The sequence below is a fragment of the Methylobacterium brachythecii genome (assembly GCF_014196345.1).
Lineage (GTDB): Bacteria > Pseudomonadota > Alphaproteobacteria > Rhizobiales > Beijerinckiaceae > Methylobacterium > Methylobacterium brachythecii.
In genome coordinates, this window is record NZ_JACIDN010000001.1 from 332,118 (window position 1) to 350,442 (window position 18,325).

The window sequence follows — 18,325 nt, forward strand, 5'->3', positions numbered from 1 at the left end:
TCCCGTTGCGAAGAAAGACCCGCATGGCCGCCAGCGAACGCCCCCACGTCATCTGCCACATGACGAGCTCGGTCGACGGCCGCATCAAGGTGCGCCGCTGGACGACGCTCGACGCCGACGATCACTACGAGACGATCCACAAGCGCCTCGCTGGCGATGCCTGGATGTGCGGCCGCATCACCATGCAGGGCTACGCCGACAGCGCGAAGCCGCTGGAACAGACACCCGACACCACGCAGCCGATCGATCGCGAAGACCACGTCGCCCGAACCGACGCCGCCGGCTACGCCATCGCGCTCGATGCCCGCGGCCGGATGGATTGGGGCGCTCGCAACGATATCGAGGGCGACCACGTCGTCGTGCTGCTCTGCAGCTCCGTGCCGGATGACCATCTGCGGCGGCTGCGGGCCGGCGGCCAATCCTACATCCTCGCCGGTGAGACCGATGTCGACTTTCCTCTCGCGCTGCAGAAGTTGCGCCGACATTTCAGGATCGAGCGCCTGCTCCTCGAAGGCGGCGGCGGCATTAACGGCTCAATGCTGAAGGCCGGCGTCGTGGACGAGCTGAGCCTGCTCCTGGTGCCGGCAGTCGACGGGCTGAAGGGCACACCGGCCGTGTTCGATGTCGAGGGCACGGAAGACCAGACCCTGGCGAAAACCCGGCGGCTGACGCTGAAGAGCTGCGAACAGCTCGAGGGCGGTACGGTCTGGCTGCGCTACGAGATCAGCGCTGTGGAATAGCTCTATTGTCCGCCGTCATTCCGGGGCTCGCCGAAAGCGAGAACCCGGAATCCATGACTGACCTAGTCGTTTCCGCAGCTACGCATCACGGGTGGGTCCCGGGTTCCGCTCCGCGGCCCCGGAATGACGGTGATTTCACTGAGCCGCCCCGCAGGCGCTCACCACCGCGCGAAAATCATCCTCGGCGACGTCGTTGCGCTGGAGTGCAACCTTCTTCGGTCCGGCCTGGAGCCGAACCTCGTTCGCGCTCCAGATCGCAACCCAGATCTCGCGCGCTTTCTCCAGGCTGACGCCGGTGACGTCCCAGTTGAAGGTGTAATCGGATAGGGTGACCTTGGTGACGTGCAGCGGCCAGCTCTGGCCTCCGACCGTGACGCTGCCCTTGCCGGCCGCCTTGTCGAAGACGGCGGCCGTCTGCTTGGGATCCAGGTTGAACGTCGTCGCGTAGAAGTCGCCGGGGCCGGTGCAACCGATCTCGGCGATGAGGCATTCGAGCGAATTGTCCTCGTCGCAGAGCGAATCGTAGACGACGATCTTGGCGGCGCCGTCGTCCTTGACGATGCGCGTGCGCGGCGCGGCCTCGGCACAAAAAGACGTCAGGCAGAGCAGCGCGCCTGCGAGAGGGACGACGAGCCGCTGGACCACGGTTGCGATCTCCCGACGGTCGCCCCTCGACCGCCGGCCGAACGATACCGCCGATATGGTTAAGGCGTCGCAACCTCGAGGACGCGCTCGTCCTCGGCCTCTTCCTCGGCCTGCTGCAGCGCCTTGCGGGCCTCGTCTTCCTGCCGCTGCCGGTTCCAGAGGGCGGCATAGACGCCGTCTCGGGCGAGCAGCGTCGAGTGGTCTCCGCGTTCGACGATGCGGCCATGGTCGAGCACCAGGATCTCGTCGGCATTCACTACGGTGGAGAGCCGGTGGGCGATGACCAGCGTGGTGCGGCCGCGGCTGACGCGGTCGAGGGCGGTCTGGATCTCGCGTTCGGTGAAGGAATCGAGCGCCGAGGTCGCCTCGTCGAGGACGAGGATCGGCGGCCCCTTCAGGATGGTGCGGGCGATGGCGACGCGCTGCTTCTCGCCGCCCGACAGCTTGAGCCCGCGCTCGCCCACCGGCGTGTCGTAGCCCTCGGGCAGGCTCTCGATGAAGCGGTCGATCTGGGCCGAGCGGGCCGCCTCGCGCAGATCGGTCTCGCTCGCATCCCAGCGGCCATAGCGGATGTTGTAGCCGATGGTGTCGTTGAACAGGACCGTGTCCTGCGGGACCATGCCGATCGCCGCCCGCAGGCTGTCCTGGCGGACCCCAGCGATGTCCTGGCCGTCGATCAGGATGCGGCCTTCTTGTGGCTCGTAGAACCGGAAGAGCAGGCGCGACAGCGTTGATTTGCCGGCTCCCGATGGCCCGACGATGGCGACGGTGCGTCCGGCCGGCACCTCGAACGAGACGCCGCGCAGGATTGGCCGGCTCGGGTTGTAGGCGAAGCGCACGTCCTCGAAGCGTACGCTGCCGCTCCCGACTCGCAGAGCGGGCGCGTCGGGCCGGTCCGCGATCTCGGGGTTCTGGTCGAGGATGCGGAACATGTCGTCGATGTCGATGAGCGCCTGTTTGATCTCGCGGTAGATCATGCCGACGAAGTTCAGCGGGACGGCGAGCTGCACCAGCATGGTATTCGCCAGCACGAAGCCGCCGATCGTCGCGCGCCCGGCCATGATGTCGCTCGCGGCGAGCCACATCACGCAGGTCATGCCGAGGGTGAAGATCACCGCCTGCCCGGCATTAAGCACGGCGAGCGAGACGTAGGTCTGCGTCGAAGCCTTTTCGTACTTCGCCATCGAGCCGTCGTATCGCTCGGTCTCGCGGGCCTCGGCGCCGAAATACTTCACGGTCTCGTAGTTCAGGAGCGAGTCGACCGCCTTGGTGTTGGCGTCGGTGTCCGACGCGTTCATCCGCCGCCGGATGCCGATCCGCCACTCCGTCGCCTTCCAGGTGTAGAGCAGGTAGGCGGCGATGGTGACGGCGACGACCGCCGAATAGTGCCAGTCGAACTCGTAGGTGAGCAGGCCGAGCACCAGCACCAGCTCGACGATGGTCGGCACCAGCGTCAGCACCATGAGGCGCGACAGTTCCTCGATGCCAGAGCGCCCGCGCTCCAGCACGCGGGTGAGGCCGCCGGTCTTGCGCTCCAGATGGAAGCGCAGCGACAGCCGATGCATATGCGCGAAGGTGCGCAAGGCGAGCCGCCGAACGGCATGCATCGCCACCTTGGCGAAGAGCCCGTCGCGGATCTGGGTGAGGCCGGCCATGGCGATGCGAGCCCCGCCGTAGAGCGCGATCATCGCCGCCGGAATGGCCCAGATGCCGGTCGGAATCGTCCCGCCCAGGGCGCCCTGGCTGCCGCCGACGGCGGCCACGAGCGCGTCTGTCGCCCATTTGAAGGTAAAGGGCATCACCATCGTCACGCCCTTGACCACGAGGATCAGGCCGAAGGCGATGAAGATGCGGCGCTGCAGATCGGGGCGGCCGGCCGGCCAGAGATGAGGCCAGAGCCGGCGATAGGTGGCGAGCAGACCCGGCCGCTGCTGTGCGGCCGGGGCACTCTCCGCCGCGGGGGCGGGTGTGGATGTCATTGGAAACGTTCTTATGAGGCGAGGGTTAGCCCCGCATATAAGGGCCGCTGCGCGCGAGCGCAGCCGTCGCGACCGTCACACCACCGATGCGGCAGCCTCAACCGCGCTTCGCACCCTGGCCGTCCGCGGCCGGGGTGCCGTCCTTCGGCATCACGAAGATCTGGCCCGGATAGATCAGGTTCGGATCGCGGATCTGGTCGCGATTCGCCTGGTAGATCACGGTGTAACGCTTGCCGTCGCCGTAGCTCTTCCGGCTGATCTGCCAGAGGTTGTCGCCACGGATGATCTTCGCGGTTTCAATCTCGGGCACGAAGACCGCGGCGGCCTGATCGGACGACTTGGGCGTCGTCTTGGCGGTCAGCTCGGTCGGGGCACCGGCCGTGCCGGGCGTCGTGATCCGGCCGGCACCATCAATCGTGACAGAGGCGACCGGCTTGGCCTCAGCCTCCGGAGCCCTGGCGGCGTTCGGCAGCTTCGGTGCCAGGGCCTCGGCGGTGCGGCGGTCGGCGTCCTGAGACGGAAGCGTCTGGTCCGAACGCCCTGCCGCGGCGACGGCCGGCGTCTCGGTGGTCACGGCCGCCGCAGCGGCAGGCCTCGCCTTCGGCTGGGCCTGATCTTTCGCAGCGAGCTGCATCGGGACGGTGAAGGCGACCTGCGCGCGGTTGGCGACCTTGCCCGCCTCTGACTCAACTTGATCGAGCCGGATCTGATAGGCGCCGGGCCGCACGCCGCGCCCGATCGTGAAGGCGATGCGGCCGTCCGCTCCTGTCCTGCCCGACGCCACTAGGGTGTCGTTGAGGTAGAGGCGCAGGGAGGCCCAGGCGGCGCCCTGCCCCGAAACGAACAAGCGCCCACCGTCCTGTGCGTCGATGCTGACGATCTTCACCGGAGCAGATTTGGTAGCGTCGGAGGCTGTGCCCGGGAGCGCCGCCTCGCGATGAGGCGGTATGGCGGGCGGCGTCGCGTTCGATCCCGACGCCTTGGTGGCCTCGGCGACCGGACCCGGCATCGACAGGACGCGGGTCGGCTTGTCGGGCTCGCTGACGGCCACGAGGGGCTGCGCCTTCCTATCCTTGTCGATCACCACCACCGCGCTCGCCTTGCCCTCGGTGGTCTTGCCGTCGGGGGTGGTGCTGTGCAGGGTCAGCTCGCTGTTGCCGGGCGGAAGCGAGAGGCTGTCGATGGCGAACTGGCCGGATTCGTCCGCGGTGACGCGAGCGACGGTCTGGTTGTCGCGCCGCAGCTCGACTGCTGCCTTCGGCGTCGTGCGGCCGGCCAGGACCGCGTCGCCCGACGGCTCCACGCGCAGGATGTCGAACTTCGGCGTCGTGTCGTCGCCCTGGTGGGTTTCCGCTTGCGAGGCCCCGCCGGGAGCGGCAAGAGCATCCTTGCCCGGGTCGATGGCGGCCTGGTCACCGGGGGCCTTGGGCGTCGATGTGCCGGGAGCGGCGTCGCCATTGGTCTTCGGCAGGTCGGTCGTCGCGCGGGAGGTCTCCGTCGGCGGCTGGGCGCCGCGAAAGCGTTTCAGGAGGTCTCCGCCGCCGAAGACCATCGCGACGACGGCGAGGCCGACCACCACACCCGTGCCGGCGAGGGCCACCATTCGTCCCGTACCCGCCGTCATGGCGCTCCACTCCTTCAGCCGGCCGAGCCGACACAGGCCCCTACGCGGGCTTGTCGACAACCCGTCTAAAACTCATGGCATATTACTGAACATGATAGGAACACCAAGGCATAGGCGCGCCCACGGGGGCGAATACCGAGGGGTAGGACGGATCTCTTCCGTTCTTTCCCCCGAGGATTGCGGTCTCGGGACGGCCAAGACTGGTACCGATCTCGCGGGACGGGGGGAGATGGGCTCGTGCGTCTGAATTCGGTTTGCGTCTATTGCGGTTCGGGCTTCGGCGGCGATCCGGCCTTCAAGGACGCTGCGGTCACCGTCGGCCGTGCGCTGGGCGAGGCCGGGATCAACCTCGTCTACGGTGGCGGCAATGTCGGGTTGATGGGCACCGTGGCCCATGCGGCCCTGCAGGGCGGCGGCCACGTCACCGGTATCATCCCGGATTTCCTGAAGTCGCGCGAGCGGATGCTCGAGGACATCCAGGAGACGGTGGTCGTCGGCGACATGCACACCCGCAAGAAGCTGATGTTCGACCGCGCCGACGCCTTCGTCGCCATGCCGGGCGGTATCGGCACGCTGGAGGAGTTGATCGAGCAGATGACCTGGGCGCAGCTCGGCCAGCACGCCAAGCCGATCCTGCTGCTCTCGATCAACGGCTTCTGGGACCCGCTGCTGACGCTCCTCGCCCATATGCGCGGCCACGGCTTCCTGCGCCCCGGCCTCGACCCGGCCTTCCTGGTCACCACCGACCCGGCGGACGTCGTCGGGATGCTGCGGGATGCGGTCGCCAAGCGCGCGCCCTCCCCCGAAGAAGAGGCGCTGGTGCGGGAGCGGCTTTAGCACCACGGTTGCGTCGCTGCGGCCGCCATGACGGGTTTGGAACGGCGATCTACTTGATCACGCTCCACGTGGTCGTGCCGTCCTTGCTGTCCTTGACCGCGACACCCATGGCCGCGAGGCCGTCGCGTGCTCGGTCGGAGGCGGCCCAGTCCTTGGCGGCTCGCGCGGCACGGCGTTCCTCGATGAGCCGCTCGACCGCTGCGACGTCGATACCCGCCGCCTGAACGCTGGCCTGTTCGCGCCCGCTTCGCGTCTGTCCGAGCAGTCCGAGCAAACCCGCACCGGCTTTCAGCGATGCAGGGTCGTCGAGGCGATGGAGCTCGGCAAGCGCCGAGGCCGTGTTGAGATCGTCGAGCAGTGGCTCGAGCACCGCTGCAGGAAGCTCTCGAGCTGGCGAAACGTCGCCGACGAGGCCGTACCAGCGGTCGAGCGTCCGGTTGGCTTCTTCGAGCCCGCGCACGGTCCAATCGATCGGTTGGCGATAGTGGGTCTTCAGCATCGCGAGGCGCACGACCTCGCCCGGCCAGTCGTTCAGCACCTCGCGGATGGTGATGAAGTTGCCGAGCGATTTCGACATCTTCTCCCCCTCCACCTGGAGGAAGCCATTGTGCATCCAGACGTTGGCCATCACCGGCGTGCCGAAGCAGCAGCGCGACTGCGCCACCTCGTTCTCGTGATGGGGAAAGATCAGATCGATGCCGCCGGCATGAATGTCGAAGGTCTTGCCGAGATGCTTCCACGACATTGCGGAGCACTCGATGTGCCAGCCAGGACGCCCAGGCGCGGCGATGCCCGAGGGTGAGGACCAGGACGGCTCGCCGGGCTTCGAGGGCTTCCAGAGCACGAAATCGAGGGGCGAGCGCTTGTAGGGCGCCACCTCGACACGGGCGCCGGCTTCCATCTCGTCGAGCGGGCGCTTCGAGAGGCTCCCGTAATCCGCCATCGAGGGCACGTCGAACAGCACGTGATCTTCGGCGACATATGCGTGGCCGGCGGCGACCAGCCCCTCGATCAGGGTCACCATCTCGACGATGTGGTCGGTGGCGCGCGGCTCGATGAAACGCGGGCGCTCGCCCGGCATGTTTACATCCTCCGGCATTAGCACGCCGAGGTCGCGGACGTCCTTATGAAACGTCGCCAGCGTGCCGTCGGTCAGCTCGCGGATGGTGATGCCGCGCTCGGCGGCGCGTGCGTTGATCTTGTCGTCCACGTCCGTGACGTTGCGGGCGTAGGTGACGTGCGCTTCGCCGTAGAGGTGGCGCAGCAGCCGAAACAGCAGGTCGAAGACGATGATCGGGCGCGCATTGCCGATATGGGCCGCGTCGTAGACCGTCGGGCCGCAGGCATAGACCCGGACGTGGCCGGGATCGATCGGCGCGAAGGGCGCCTTCTCGCGTGTCAGCGTGTTGTAGAGCCGCAACATCGGCGCCATCGACGTTTTTCCTGCAGGGGGCGCCCGATCCCCGCGCCGCCGGCGCCGGGCAGGGCCCCTAACCTCTTGTGCCGTGGCGGTTTCCGGGTCGGGCCGCAACGCAGCCCGATCCCGTCTGCCACCATCCCGCCCCATTGCCCGCTGCCGCTGTGGCGTGAAGGCGACGGTCGGATTCGCCTGCTTCCGCTACCCCAAAAGCGTGATCGATTCGAGAACGAGCCGTTCGATCGCCGCCGCTCTTTCGATTGTGAGCGGCATCGTGAAGCCTTTGTTTACCGAGCCGTCAGAACACTCCGCAATCGCGTCATCCGATTTTCGAGGTCCCGACCATGCGCCTTCAGGCCGCTGCCTTCCTCGCCCTTGCTCTGGTTTCATCCGCCGCCGTTCCGGCCTTTGCCGGCGAGAGCGCCGCCACCCAGCATGTCGAGAAGGCCTTCCTGATCCCAGCTAACGACGGCTACGGCACCGGTGAATGCCTGACCAACGGCAAGAGCGAGTGCGGCCAGGTCGTCGCCAACGCCTGGTGCGAGTCCCAGGGCTTCGCCTCCGCGGCGTCCTACGGCGTTGCCGACCGGGACGAGTACACCGGCGCCATCGACGCGATCCCGGTCAGGCAGGCCGCCGAGCGCCCGATCCGCATCACCTGCCAGGACTAATTTTTCGGGGTTGGCAGCCGGTTTTCACGAGCCGGTGAGAGTTGCCGCCAAACTCGTCCGATTGGTGGTCGCGTCGGATCACCAGCTCGGATCGCTTCGTCTACCGCGTCGAAGGCAACGGAGCTGGCCATTTCCTAGAAATCGCCTCCTGCCGTTGGCACTACGAGCGTTAGGGAAGATCACTCATTTCACGAACTCCGCGCATTTCTGCGGCGGCTCCGTACCCCAGGGCATGAGCGGCACGGCCGAGGTCGAGTTCTTCGGCGAGCCCTGGATCACCCGGTCCGAATAGACCATGTAGATCAGCGTGTTGCGCTTCACGTCGCAGCCGCGCACGATCTGCATCGACTTGAAGATCAGCGAACGCCTTTCGCTGAAAACCACCTCGCCCTGCTTGAATTTCTCCTTGAACTGCACCGGGCCGGTCTGCCGGCAGGCCAGCGAGATGTCGGAGACGTCCTCGGCCAGCCCGAGCGTGCCCTTGATGCCGCCCTTTTCTGGCTGTGTGTACCAGCAGGCGACGCCGCCCACGACGGGATCGTCGACCCCGTAGACCACGAGCTTGTCGTTGGGCGTCAGCGGGCGCCACACCGTCGATTTGTCGAAGATCCGATCGGGGTCGTCGGCCCGTGCCGGAGCGGTGGCACCGGCCATCAGCGTCGCCGCGAGCAAAACCATTCCAAACTGCATGGTGCCCGTTCGCCACATCATCGAACCATTCCCTCCCAAACTCGGCCGTAACGATGTGGTGTGCCTGTCGCCGCTGCGCGAGGGGGGCTATCACGTATGCCAGTCGACACGGCCGCGCCCCGATTCCTACGCGCCGGTTACCGCCTTTCCGTGACACTCATCGCGTTCCTGCCATGCCGCTGATCGCCTCGAAGCTCCACCGAAGCGCCGTCGCCGCCCTCGCCCTGCTCTGCATCGGCGCGGCCTTGCCGGCTTCGGCCAACCCCTTCGCCTGCCAGCGCTACAAGGCCGAACTCGCCAGCCTGAACGACAACGGCTCGACGCAGCGCGCCCTGCAGAGCGAGATCGGCCGGCTCGAATCCTATTACCGCTCGCTCAATTGCGAGGGTGGCAAGTTCCTGTTCTTCGATACGCGCCCACCGCAATGCGGCGCCGTCGAGCAGCGGATCAAGGCGCTGAATGCCGGCTACGGAGCGCAGAACGGCGAGGTCGTCGCGGCCCGCCGCCGACAGCTCATCGCGGCGATCGGCACCGCCTGCGCCGACACGCCCGACGTGCCGTCCGACGGCTCGCCGATCCAGCAGACGGCGCGGGGCGGCCACAAGGTGATCTGCGTCAAGACCTGCGACGGCTCGTACTTTCCGATGAACAACCTGCCGGACGGCCGGGGCGGGGCTGACGACATGTGCCAGGCGCTCTGCCCGGGCACGCAGGCCGTCGCCTACTCGATGCCGGAGGGTGACGAGGCCCTGCGCTCGGCGGCCACCGTCAAGGGCAACCGCGCCTATACGGCGCTGGCGACCGCCTTCAAGTTTCGCACCAGCTTCGAGCCGAACTGCAGTTGCAAGCGCGAGGGTCAGAGCTGGGCGCAGTCGCTCGCCAAGGCCGAAAGCATGCTGTTCCGGCACAAAGGCGACATCTTCGTCACGCCGATGCAGGCCGAGCGCCTCTCGCGGCCGCCGAAGGTCCGCCTGACCCTGGTTGGACGGGCGGACAAGACCGCTGCGACACTGGCGGCCGACGCGGCGAACCGCAACGGTGCTGCCAGCGAGACCGCGGGTGACGTCACCGCCACCGGAACGGCAGGCCCGGCGGACGCCTCGGTGGCCGTCGCCAAGGCCAATGCGGACCGCTCGTCCGTGCGGGTGATCGAGCCCTCGATGATCCCGGTTCCGGCTCGGACGGGAGCGCCTTGAGCGCTGATTCGAGCCGCCGTTCGATCCGTGATCGACTCGTCGGGTTTCCCTCCGTAGCGCGGGCCCCAACCAACTGATCCGGCAGGTTTTTGCCTGATTCGGCAGCGCCCCAGCCACGCTGGTGCGGGACCTGCCGCGATTTGACGCCTCGGTTTTCGGAACCATATCGGCCCGACGCCGTTCGGACCCGCCGATCGCGTTTCGACGATTATGGACGAGGCTCACTGAATGCGGATGACCCGCTCGCTGCTCCTAACCGGCACGATGCTGCCGACCCTCCTCTTGTGCGTACCGGTGCAGGCGCGCTCTCCAAGCGAGGGAGCCTCCGCGCGGATGGAGCTGGCGCAGGTCGGCGAGGAAGGCCCGCGCGGCGGTCGCGGCGGTGGAGCGGAGCGCGGTGGCGGCGCTGGCGAGCGAGGCGGCGGTGCCGCCCGTGAACGGCCCGACGCGCCGGCGGCGCGCGAGCGTCCCGAGCCGAGACAGGCTCCCGCAGCCCGTGAACGCCCCGAAGCGCCGGCGGCCCGTGAGCGCCCCGAGCCGAAGCAGGCTCCGGCAGCCCGTGAGCGGCCGGAGGCTCCAGCGGCCCGCGAGCGGCCTGAACCTCGTGAGGCCCCCGCAGTGCGCGAGAAGCCCCCCGCAGCGCGCGAGAGGCCCGAAGCGCCGGCCGCGCGCGAGCATCCCGAGCCCAGGCAGGCTCCGGCAGCCCGGGAGCGTCAGGAGGCGCCTGCGACCCGTGAGGCGCCCGAACGCGCCACGCCGCCGACCCAGCGTCAGGCGCCCGAGCGGCCAGCCGCGCCCACACAGCCGACGCGTCCGACCCCGCCCACCAGCGAGGAACCCTCCCGCACGGCGCCGACGCGTCCGACCACGCCACCGGCGGCCCAGCCTCAGACGGCTCCTGCGCCCGCCCAGCGCCGCGCTCCGGATGCGCCGACCCAACCGGGTGCCACGCCCCCCACGACGCCGCAGCCGCAGCGCCCGGCCAGCCCGGACGCTCCTGCGCAGCCGAATGCCGCGACACCGCAGGGCCGAACCCAACCAGGCGCCGCGTCGCCCGAAGTCGCGCCAGGTGCAGCGCCCACCGCCCCGAACCAGCGTCCGGGCGTGCCGGGACGGCCGTTCACGCCGCAGGGCCAGCAGCCGAACGCTGCTCAACCAGGTCAGCCGGGTGTGCAGCCGGGCCAGGATCCGAACCAGTTCCGGCGCGATCAGCAGCCGGGCCAATTGCCTCCGGGCCAGACACAGCCGGGCCAGCAGCCCAATCAGTTCCAGCAGAACCAGAACCAGCTCCAACCCGGGCAACAGCCGGGCGGAGTGGGCCGTGACGGCCGTGGTGGACCGGGCTTCGACAACGATCGCCGCGGTGACGGCCGCTACGGCGACGACCGACGCGGCGGCTTCAACCGGCCGGGCGCTCCCGGCTACATCCCCGGTGGCTTCCGAGACAGCCGCGAGGACGACGAGATCCGCGACTACGACCGGATCCGCCGCGATCGCCAGGAGTACAATGTCGACGGCCGCAACTATTACCGCGAGCCGGGCCGCATCATCGTGCGCGACCGCGACAACTACTACATCCGCCACGACGAGAACGAGCGCTTCCGCGATCTCGACAGGCGCGCCTATCGCAGCGAGCGGCGCGGCGCCGAGACCTACAGCTACATCGACCGTCCCGGCGGCGAGCAGATCGTCACCGTGGTGGACGACGATGGGCGCCTCGTGCGCCGCTATCGCCGCTATCGCGACGGCCGCGAGCTGATGATCATCAACAACGGCTACGGAGCTCGCGGCCCGCGCCCGATCTACGAGGACGTGGTCGACCTGCCACCGCCCGACATCCGCATCCCGCGCGATCGATATGTCGTCGACTACGAACGCGCCGATGCGCGCGCCGTCTACGGGGCGCTGACCGCGCCACCGGTGACGGCGATCGACCGGCGCTACTCCCTCGATCAGGTGCGCTACAGCCCGCAGCTGCGGGCCCGGATGCCGAGCGTCGACATCAACACGATCACGTTCGACTCAGGGTCGTTCACGGTCACGCCGGAGCAGGGGCGCCAGCTGAAAAACATCGCCGACGCGATCAATCAGGCGGTGCAGGCCAATCCGCAGGAAGTCTTCCTGATCGAGGGCTACACCGATGCGGTGGGGGCCGACATCGACAACCTCTCGCTCTCCGACCGTCGCGCGCAATCGGTGGCGACGATCCTGACGCAGAACTTCCAGGTGCCACCGGAGAACCTGACCACCCAGGGCTACGGCGAGCAGTACCTGAAGGTGAACACGCAGGAGGCCAACCGCGAGAACCGCCGCGTCACCGTGCGACGGATCACGCCGCTGCTGCAGCAGCAGGCCGACCAGGGCCAACAGGGCGGTTCCCCGCCTCCGCCCCCGCCGCGCTGAACGACCCCGATCCCGCCCGCAGCCGATGCGGGCGGGATTTTTCGTCATGCGGGTGCGACAGGTCGGCCTTGTGCGTCCTCACCTGACCGTGAGGGGTATAGGGGTCAAATAGCGCCTATACCGATGATGGCGTCCGGCATTCCGCTGGCCCACGGCGCGACGGACGAAGGGTTTCAAGAACCATGGACGGAGAGGTGGGGCACCGGTTGATCGAAGCCGGGACGCCGGAATTCCGCCGCACCACCGTCGCCCTCTTCGCTGCCGGCTTCTCGACCTTCGCGGTTCTCTACGGCGTGCAGCCGCTGATGCCGGTCTTCGCAGACGCCTTCTCCGTCTCGCCGGCCGAAAGCAGCCTCGCGCTCTCCCTGCCCTGCGCGACGCTCGCGATCTCGCTGCTGGTCGTCAGCCCGCTCTCCGAGGTCTGGGGCCGCAAGCCGGTCATGGCGATCTCGCTGTTTCTCTCGGCCCTCCTCACCATCGCAGCGGTGATGATGCCGAGTTGGCACGGCTTCCTGGCCCTGCGGGCGCTCACCGGCATCGCTGCCAGCGGCCTTCCGGCGGTCGCCATGGCGTATCTCAGCGAGGAGATGCACGGCCGCGCCATCGGGCTCTCCATGGGCCTCCTGATCGGCGGCAATGCCCTCGGGGGCATGGTCGGCCGGCTCATCGCCGGCATCATCGCCGATCATGCCTCCTGGCGGCTCGGGTTGGGCGTCATCGGCGCGCTGGCGCTGCTGGCGGCCTTCGCGTTCCAGTTCGCCCTGCCCGCCTCCCGCCACTTCAAGGCGCACCGGATGCGCTGGCGCGAGGTGCCGGCGAGCTTCGGGCACCACTTCCAGGATGCCGGCTTGCCCTGGCTGTTCTGCGAGTCGTTCCTGCTGATGGGCGGGTTCGTCTGCGTCTACAACTACATCGGCTTCCGCCTGCTCGAGCCGCCCTACTCCCTGAGCCAGACGGCGATCGGCGCGATCTTCGTGGTCTATCTTGCCGGTACGGCGAGCTCGGCGATCACCGGCGAGATCGCCAGCCGGCTCGGACGGCGCAGGGTGCTGTGGCTCGCGATCCTGGTGGGGCTCGGTGGCATCACGCTCACCCTGTCGTCCCATCTCGTCCTGATCATCGCCGGCATCGTCGTGGTGACGGTGAGCTTCTTCGGCGCGCATTCCGTGGCCTCGAGCTGGATCGGCCGTCGCGCCATGGTCGACCGGGCGCAGGCCTCGTCGATCTATCTCTGCCTCTACTATCTCGGCTCCTCGGTGCTCGGCACGACGGGAGGCTGGTTCTTCGCCCATGCCGGCTGGCCCGGTGTGGCCGGCTTCTTCGGAGGGCTGTACATTCTCGCCCTGCTGATCGCGATCCGGCTCTCGCGATTGGCGCCTCTGCCGGAGCTCATCGCGGCCGAGATCCCGAAACCCTGAGGAGGGGGCCATGGCAGGGCACGAGGCCAACGTCACCGGGCAATTCGAGGCGCGCGCCGCCGATTATGTGACGAGCGCCGCCCACGCCGCCGGCGACGATCTGGCCCAGCTCGCCGACTTGGCGCGTGCCTCTCCGGACGCGGCCGCGCTCGATCTCGGCTGCGGCGGAGGCCACGCCACCTACGCGATCGCGCCGCATGTCCGCTCGGTCACCGCCTTCGACCTGTCGCCGGCGATGCTCTCGGCAGTGTCCGAGGAAGCTGGGCGGCGCGGCCTCTCCAACATCCGGACAGAGCAGGGCACCGTGCAGGCCCTGCCCTTCCGCGACGAGAGCTTCGACCTCGTGGTGTCCCGCTTCAGCGCCCATCACTGGACCGATCTCGTCGCTGCGCTGACCGAAGCGCGCCGCGTGCTCTCGCCGCGCGGCCGGCTCGTCATGATCGACACGGCCGCGCCGGAGAACCCGCTCCTCGACACGCATCTCCAGAGCTGGGAGCTGCTGCGCGACCCCTCGCACGGCCACAACTACGCGCCGTCCCAGTGGCGGGCGATGCTGGCACGCGCGGGCTTCGTGCCGGGCCGCGAGACCCTGCGCCGCCTGCGCCTCGATTTCGCGTCCTGGATCGCCCGGATGGGAACGCCGGAGGCCGACACGGCCGCAATCCGCCGCCTGCAGCAGCGCGCGCCGGAATCGGTGCGCACCTATTTCGCTCTGGAAGACGACGGGACCTTCACCCTCGACACGCTGACGATCGAGGCCGATCCGGACGGGGCATCGGGCTGAGGCTTCCCATGCAGGACAAGCGGTTCCGAATCCGCGGCGCCGCATACAGGCAGGTCCGATCGGCCAGAAACGTCGCGTCAATGTGGGGCTGACGAAACGGAGCCGGCGGACCGGCGAAGCCGGGGGCTTCGTCGGGTCCGCCGACCACTCCGCGACCCGACTGGGGGGATCTCGGGACGCGTCGTGATTCGAAGCTACGCCGCCAATGATTCCGAATTATTTCCGCGCCGAGGCCGTCGCCGCGTCCGAATTCGGACGGTTCACCGATCCGAAAATCGGCCTCTGCGGCATTGCTCCTCACCGACGCCCTTCGGGGATTGTGTCCCTCGCGCAGCGTGTCGCCGGTTCTGCAGCGAATGATCGAAAAAGGGCCGCTTCGAGGGGCCGATGCACGTCCAGGATGAGCCTGCATCCCCCATATGGGTGATGAAACATCCAAGGCTGCGTGCTTTCTCCTTTCCATACTTGGGGGAAAACCGATGCGACACAGCGAGACGTTACCGGCTTGGGCCGCGCGCCAGCGCAGCCGCCGTCTGGGCCGACACAGCGACGAGAAGGTCATTCGCTGGATCAATCAGGGCATTCCGGCGAAGGAAGACACCCCTCGGGACAACGCGGTGACCAGCAACGACAACGTCGTCGCCTTCACCCCGGGACGGTCCACCCCGACACACTGATCCCGTACTGGATTGCCGCACACGGCCCGCTCCGCATCCCGCGGGCGGGCCGTCGTCGTTGCGAAAAGATGATTCGCGAAATCGGCGGTCGCGGCGGCTTGCGGGTCTTGGCACCCGCATCGGCAGGGTTCATGCTCCTGAAAACGGCCCGCCAAAGAAGTGGGCTCAACCCGGAGGTCGCCCATGCTCGCTGCCAACCGTCTGATCAAGTCCGCCTGGGTCGCGGTCGAACTCGACCACGAGCGCTGCGAACGCATCCTCGTCGTCGAGGCCTACATCGCCGTCAGCCCGCTGGAGAAGGATTACGATCCGGTGCGCTACCAGAAGGTCGTCGAGGACGTCCGCCGCGTGCTCGCCGAGAACCCGGATCTCGACCGAGCCTCGATCCTCAGCATGCACCGCGACGCGGCCTGCACGGCCCTGTTCCGGTCCTCGCCGGCCAAGGCGCCGGCCGCCATGGCGCCGGCCTGAGACCCAGCCGCGTCAGCGGATCTCGATGGCGACCGGCTCCCAGGTGGCCACGCGATCGCGGCCTTCGTCGGTGATCTGCCAGACGGCGAAGGTGCCGCCGAGGTGAGGGCCGGCCTGTGTGCCGACCCAGCGCAGGTTCCCCTTGCGCTCGAGGACCCGCAGGCGGGCATGGTCGCGCGGCCAGTCGCGGCTGGTGTTCTGCTTGATCGAGATCCGGCCCTCGATGGCGAGCGCCGCCTTGGACAGAAGACGTCGGGAATGAAGGGGCATCGCGGCTCCTTGGTTCGAGAAGTCTCGGTGGTTCTGGAAGGCTTGCAGTGTCTGGAACGCGGGTATGGTCGTGAGAGCGGGTCGTGACCCGCCCGGCCTCGGCGCTTCTTGTCCCGTCACTCCGCCCGGTCGTCCAAGACCTCGGCGTAGCGGGTTCGCTGCATGGATCCGGCAGACCCCGCGCAGGGGCTGTCGATCGGTGAGCGTCAATGCGTGACGGCAGCCCCGGGTTGCATCCGGCCCACCGTGCGGTTGCTGTCAGCCGAGAGGCCTAGTGCGAGCCTGGTCGAGGGCTCGGCCCCCAGGATCGCGCGGCGCCGGTTCCGGCGCGGTCTCGCCGCAGGCATGCCGATCGAATCGGCGGCCCGGTGCGTGAGAGAAGCTTAGCCATTCGATGCTCGAGCGCAACCCGGCACGACTCCGCGCGACCATGAAGCGGCGATAGCTTGGCCGCACGGCACGGCTCGTGCCATGGAGGAGGATGAGCCCCGGAGACCGGCGATGAAGGCCAGGATGCAGGAATTGCTCGGGCTGCTCACGCTGGTCGTCGAGCGCGTCCGGGCCGCGAACGAGCGCTCGGAGCGCGCCGAGGCGCGGGCAGAACAGATGAGCGTGTTGCTCGACGCCTTGTCCGACGAGAACGCGGCCTTGCGCACCGAACTGGACCAGGCCGAGGCCGCCGCATCCGAGGCGCAGGCTGCGATCCGCGCGCTGCAGGATCAGGTCGATGCCGGCAGCCGCCTCGCCGAGGCCCTGGAGGCGCGTTCGGCCGAGGCCGAGCTGCGCATCCACCGTGCCGCCGACGCCCTCGGGCTGGCCGCCGCCGGTTCGCCCCTCCCGGCCGGGGAGGTCCCCGGCACCTCGCTCGCCCTGCACTGACGGGCGGCGCCCTACCGCGCGACCACGCGCGGCTTGATGGTCTCGTAATCCTGCCGTTTGAGCACGCGCCGCGTGACGAGGTCCTCCGGCGAGGCGTAGGGCCGGTTCGCGACGATGGTCTTGCCGATCATGCCGGCGCCGAGGGCGTTCAGGGCTTCGATCGGTGCCGAATTCAGGTCGATCCCGTCTCCCGCCGCCTGCTCGGCCGGCGATTGGGCCGCCGGCTGTTCGGGGGCAGGCGCCGGCTCGACCGGGGCCGGGGCGATCGCTGCCGGGGTCTGCCGGGCCGTGGGCGAGGGGACGCTCTCCGGTGAGGCCGGACGCGCCGCCGCCGTCGGCCGTCCGCCGGGATAGACCGAGCGCACGCCGGGTTCGGTCGGTTCGGCCAGGTTGGGCTGCAGGGGCTTCGGCCGCTGCGCGGGAGCCACGGCCACGGAGGACGGCGCGGCGGGCCTCGGCGCACGCGGGCCGAAGGCCTGCCACAGGCCGGCGCCGGCCATGGCGAGGGCGACGAGGGTGAAGCCGAGAAACAGGGTGGAGGCCTTCATGCGCGGCGCTCGAATCCTCTCGTTGGCGTGAAACCCGGAGGCGGCCTTATCCGGGATGCGGGCGGCCGAGGCCACCCCCACGCCGCCCCGTCAGCCTCTCCGGCCGCCGGCCCGGCGCGGGTCGCCGGGGCCCATCTGATCGAGCGTGCCGGCGATCGTGCGTGCGATGGCGACCAGCGCCGTCACCATCGGCGTCGCCGGCTCCCGGCGCGGGGCGACGAGGCCGATGACGTGGGTCAGGTCCGGCTCGACGATCGGGATCGAGCGCACGCCCTCCGTCGGTCCGAGCGCGTCGGCCAGGATCGCCGGCATGATGCTCGCCCATTGCAGGGTGCGCACATGGGTCATCAGCACGATCATCGAGTTCGATTCGAGCGTCGGCGCCGGTTCGGTCCCGGCGATGCGGAGCTGCTGGTCGATGATCCGCCGGTTCTGCATGTTCGGCGTCAGCAGGCAGAGGGGCACGCGCCCGGCCTCGGCCCAGGTGATCGAGTCGCGGTCGTCGTAGGGTCCGCCGGCCGCCGTGAGCAGCCGGTAATGCTCGGTGTAGAGCGGCACAGTGATGACCCGGCCGGTCGGCTCGTTGTCGAGATAAGTCAGTCCGGCATCCGCCTCGAGCCCGTCGAGGAGCTGGAAAATGTCGGCGGAGGTGGTGGATTCGATGGAGAAACGGACGCCCGGATGGCGCTTGCGGAAGGGCGTGGTCAGCGCCGCGACCATCGGCAGCGCGGTCGGCACGGCGGCGATGCGCAGCGTCCCGGCGAGGCCCCGCTTCAACGTCGAAACATCCTCGTGCATGGCGCGGGCATCGGCGACGATGCGGCGGGCCCAGGCCAGCACACGCTCGCCCTCGGGCGTGAAGCCCTGGAAGCGGGAGCCGCGCCGCACGAGTTGCACGCCAAAGCGGTTTTCCAGCTGCTTCACGCCGGCCGAGAGCGTCTGCTGGCTGATGTTGCAGGCTTCCGCCGCGCGCCCGAAATGCTCCTCGCGCGAGAGCGCGAGCAGGTAGTCCAGCTTCTCGATCACCGCGTCCACCGGCCGGGACGTCCGCGTAGGCGGACCTCACGGTGGTAGCA

Annotated in this window: 19 protein-coding genes; 11 read left to right on the forward strand and 8 right to left on the reverse strand. The window is 68.8% G+C overall.

Annotation, left to right across the window (positions count from 1 at the left end):
* Positions 1-23: 23 nt before the first annotated feature.
* The gene (locus tag GGR33_RS01660) at positions 24-740 is read left to right on the forward strand and encodes a dihydrofolate reductase family protein (RefSeq protein WP_183501633.1); all 717 of its coding nucleotides are present in this window, start codon (positions 24-26) and stop codon (positions 738-740) included.
* 135 nt (positions 741-875) lie between these two features.
* Here GGR33_RS01660 and GGR33_RS01665 read toward each other — a convergent pair whose 3' ends face one another.
* From GGR33_RS01665 to GGR33_RS01675, 3 genes are all read right to left on the reverse strand, one after another.
* Positions 876-1,385, reverse strand: a complete 510-nt coding sequence (locus tag GGR33_RS01665; protein WP_183501634.1) for a hypothetical protein — start codon at positions 1,383-1,385, stop codon at positions 876-878.
* Positions 1,386-1,444: 59 nt separating this feature from the next.
* On the reverse strand, positions 1,445-3,364 hold the full coding sequence (locus tag GGR33_RS01670) for an ABCB family ABC transporter ATP-binding protein/permease (RefSeq protein ID WP_183501635.1): 1,920 nt from the start codon (positions 3,362-3,364) through the stop codon (positions 1,445-1,447).
* Between the two features lie 97 nt (positions 3,365-3,461).
* Positions 3,462-4,988 carry a LysM peptidoglycan-binding domain-containing protein gene (locus GGR33_RS01675; RefSeq protein ID WP_183501636.1) on the reverse strand — a complete coding sequence of 509 codons (1,527 nt, stop codon included), beginning with the start codon at positions 4,986-4,988 and terminating at the stop codon, positions 3,462-3,464.
* 243 nt (positions 4,989-5,231) lie between these two features.
* Between GGR33_RS01675 and GGR33_RS01680 the strand changes: the two genes are divergently transcribed.
* Positions 5,232-5,825, forward strand: a complete 594-nt coding sequence (locus GGR33_RS01680; protein WP_183502135.1) for an LOG family protein — start codon at positions 5,232-5,234, stop codon at positions 5,823-5,825.
* A 49-nt stretch (positions 5,826-5,874) separates the two neighbouring features.
* On the opposite strand, the gene cysS is transcribed toward GGR33_RS01680, so the two are convergent.
* A complete protein-coding gene (gene cysS, locus GGR33_RS01685; RefSeq protein ID WP_183501637.1) occupies positions 5,875-7,257 on the reverse strand; it encodes a cysteine--tRNA ligase in 1,383 nt (460 codons plus the stop codon).
* Positions 7,258-7,586: 329 nt separating this feature from the next.
* Between cysS and GGR33_RS01690 the strand changes: the two genes are divergently transcribed.
* Both GGR33_RS01690 and GGR33_RS01695 read left to right on the forward strand, forming a co-directional pair.
* Complete coding sequence (locus GGR33_RS01690) at positions 7,587-7,913, forward strand: hypothetical protein (RefSeq protein ID WP_183501638.1); 327 nt, start codon at positions 7,587-7,589, stop codon at positions 7,911-7,913.
* A 41-nt stretch (positions 7,914-7,954) separates the two neighbouring features.
* Positions 7,955-8,086 carry a type II toxin-antitoxin system YoeB family toxin gene (locus tag GGR33_RS01695; RefSeq protein ID WP_183501639.1) on the forward strand — a complete coding sequence of 44 codons (132 nt, stop codon included), beginning with the start codon at positions 7,955-7,957 and terminating at the stop codon, positions 8,084-8,086.
* A gap of 10 nt (positions 8,087-8,096) precedes the next feature.
* Here GGR33_RS01695 and GGR33_RS01700 read toward each other — a convergent pair whose 3' ends face one another.
* Positions 8,097-8,624 carry a CreA family protein gene (locus GGR33_RS01700; RefSeq protein ID WP_183501640.1) on the reverse strand — a complete coding sequence of 176 codons (528 nt, stop codon included), beginning with the start codon at positions 8,622-8,624 and terminating at the stop codon, positions 8,097-8,099.
* 152 nt (positions 8,625-8,776) lie between these two features.
* Between GGR33_RS01700 and GGR33_RS01705 the strand changes: the two genes are divergently transcribed.
* The 6 genes from GGR33_RS01705 to GGR33_RS01730 all read left to right on the forward strand — a co-directional run bounded on the left by GGR33_RS01705 (position 8,777) and on the right by GGR33_RS01730 (position 15,552).
* Complete coding sequence (locus tag GGR33_RS01705) at positions 8,777-9,799, forward strand: DUF2865 domain-containing protein (RefSeq protein WP_183501641.1); 1,023 nt, start codon at positions 8,777-8,779, stop codon at positions 9,797-9,799.
* 228 nt (positions 9,800-10,027) lie between these two features.
* Positions 10,028-12,202 (forward strand): OmpA family protein, encoded by a 2,175-nt coding sequence (locus GGR33_RS01710; RefSeq protein WP_183501642.1) that lies wholly within the window; start codon positions 10,028-10,030, stop codon positions 12,200-12,202.
* Between the two features lie 182 nt (positions 12,203-12,384).
* Positions 12,385-13,620: an MFS transporter gene (locus tag GGR33_RS01715; RefSeq protein ID WP_183501643.1), complete on the forward strand. Its 1,236-nt coding sequence runs from the start codon at positions 12,385-12,387 to the stop codon at positions 13,618-13,620.
* Between the two features lie 10 nt (positions 13,621-13,630).
* Positions 13,631-14,404, forward strand: a complete 774-nt coding sequence (locus GGR33_RS01720) for a class I SAM-dependent methyltransferase (protein WP_183501644.1) — start codon at positions 13,631-13,633, stop codon at positions 14,402-14,404.
* Between the two features lie 479 nt (positions 14,405-14,883).
* Entirely contained in the window at positions 14,884-15,081 is a 198-nt protein-coding gene (locus GGR33_RS01725; RefSeq protein WP_183501645.1) for a hypothetical protein, read from the forward strand.
* A 183-nt stretch (positions 15,082-15,264) separates the two neighbouring features.
* Positions 15,265-15,552 (forward strand): hypothetical protein, encoded by a 288-nt coding sequence (locus GGR33_RS01730; protein WP_183501646.1) that lies wholly within the window; start codon positions 15,265-15,267, stop codon positions 15,550-15,552.
* A 12-nt stretch (positions 15,553-15,564) separates the two neighbouring features.
* On the opposite strand, the gene GGR33_RS01735 is transcribed toward GGR33_RS01730, so the two are convergent.
* Entirely contained in the window at positions 15,565-15,822 is a 258-nt protein-coding gene (locus GGR33_RS01735; RefSeq protein ID WP_183501647.1) for a hypothetical protein, read from the reverse strand.
* A 501-nt stretch (positions 15,823-16,323) separates the two neighbouring features.
* Between GGR33_RS01735 and GGR33_RS01740 the strand changes: the two genes are divergently transcribed.
* A complete protein-coding gene (locus GGR33_RS01740; protein WP_183501648.1) occupies positions 16,324-16,701 on the forward strand; it encodes a hypothetical protein in 378 nt (125 codons plus the stop codon).
* Positions 16,702-16,712: 11 nt separating this feature from the next.
* Here GGR33_RS01740 and GGR33_RS01745 read toward each other — a convergent pair whose 3' ends face one another.
* Together GGR33_RS01745 and GGR33_RS01750 are read right to left on the reverse strand one after the other, a co-directional pair.
* A complete protein-coding gene (locus tag GGR33_RS01745) occupies positions 16,713-17,249 on the reverse strand; it encodes a ComEA family DNA-binding protein (protein ID WP_183501649.1) in 537 nt (178 codons plus the stop codon).
* A 90-nt stretch (positions 17,250-17,339) separates the two neighbouring features.
* Complete coding sequence (locus GGR33_RS01750) at positions 17,340-18,275, reverse strand: LysR family transcriptional regulator (RefSeq protein WP_183501650.1); 936 nt, start codon at positions 18,273-18,275, stop codon at positions 17,340-17,342.
* Positions 18,276-18,325 lie beyond the last annotated feature (50 nt).